This window comes from Stenotrophomonas sp. GD03819, from assembly GCF_029841665.1.
In the GTDB taxonomy this organism is placed as follows: Bacteria; Pseudomonadota; Gammaproteobacteria; order Xanthomonadales; family Xanthomonadaceae; genus Stenotrophomonas; species Stenotrophomonas geniculata.
This window is the reverse complement of record NZ_JAOCEW010000075.1, coordinates 1-1,164: the sequence shown is the minus strand read 5'-3', so window position 1 is coordinate 1,164 and position 1,164 is coordinate 1. Positions and strand designations below refer to the sequence as shown.

1 protein-coding gene is annotated in these 1,164 nt (G+C 61.8%); it reads left to right on the top strand.

Translation table 11 applies throughout. The annotated features are described in order from the left end of the window. Window position 1: 1 nt before the first annotated feature. Window positions 2-1,125, top strand: a protein-coding gene (locus N5D45_RS22540; RefSeq protein ID WP_231298559.1) for an IS3 family transposase whose coding sequence is annotated in 2 segments (ribosomal slippage) — window positions 2-242 and window positions 242-1,125 — 1,125 coding nt in all. Because the reading frame shifts where the segments join, the coding sequence is not laid out codon by codon here. Window positions 1,126-1,164 lie beyond the last annotated feature (39 nt).

Below are 1,164 nucleotides of genomic sequence, written 5' to 3'. Positions count from 1 at the left end.
CATGGCAAAGCAGATCACTCAGGGCATGAGGGACGAGGCGGTTCGCCTTGTGGTTGTGGAGGGGCAGACAGTCAGGGACGTCTGCCAGCTGATGGATGTCGGCCCGACGGCGCTGAGGCGCTGGATCGAGCAATGGCGTCGAAAACATGACCCGCAGGCCGAGGCACCGCCCGTAGATGCCCAGGTCAGAATCGCCGAGCTGGAGGCCCAGAATCGCAGGCTCAAGGAGGAGCGCGACCTACTAAAAAAATCCATCGCCTTCTTCATTCGGGACAGCGATCACCGGAACAGGTGATCCAGGAATTGGGGAAGGTCGCTCCGATCCGGTTGGTGTGTCAGTTGATGGACTATCCCCGTAGCAGCTACTACGCCTGGCTGCACCGGGAGCCCCGGATTGACCGGGAACTGCTGGCCCAGGTTGATCTGGTTCGTCGCATTCATCAGTCCCACCGGGGGAGCTGTGGCTCTCGCAAGATGGCCAGGGAGCTGACCAATCGCGGCCTGCCAGTGGGTCGCTACCGCGCCCGGACGCTGATGCGCCGGGCCGGCGTCAGGGCGCGGCAGCACCGGCGGCACAAGTACCACAGTCTGGGGCCGCAGGCACTGACCGCGCCCAACGTGTTGGAACGCCAATTCAACCCGGAGGCACCCGACCAAGTCTGGGCAGGGGATATCACCTACATCCCGACCCAGCAAGGCTGGCTCTATCTGGCCATCGTGGTGGATCTGTTTGCCCGACGGATCGTGGGCTGGGCCCACTCTCACGAAGGGGATGCCTGGCTGGCCGTCAGAGCCCTGCGTGGGGCTCTGAAACAGCGTCGTCCCAACGGGCGACTACTTTTCCACTCGGATCAAGGTCGGCAGTACACCAGCCATGCCATGGCCGAAATTCTGCGTGACAACGGCATCACCCAAAGCATGAGCAGGAAGGGCAACTGCTGGGACAACGCGGTGGTGGAACGGGTTTTCGCCACCCTCAAAGGGGAATGGCTTTACTCCAAATACCCCACTCGACAGGAGGCTGCAGCAGACATCGAGCAATTCGTGGACTGGTACAACCACCGTCGGCCGCACAGTGCCAACGGCCTTGTGCCACCTGCGCTTTGTGAAGAGCAGGTGGCCTGAACTCCCTTTGGGAGTGTCCAAAAATACTTGACCACCACA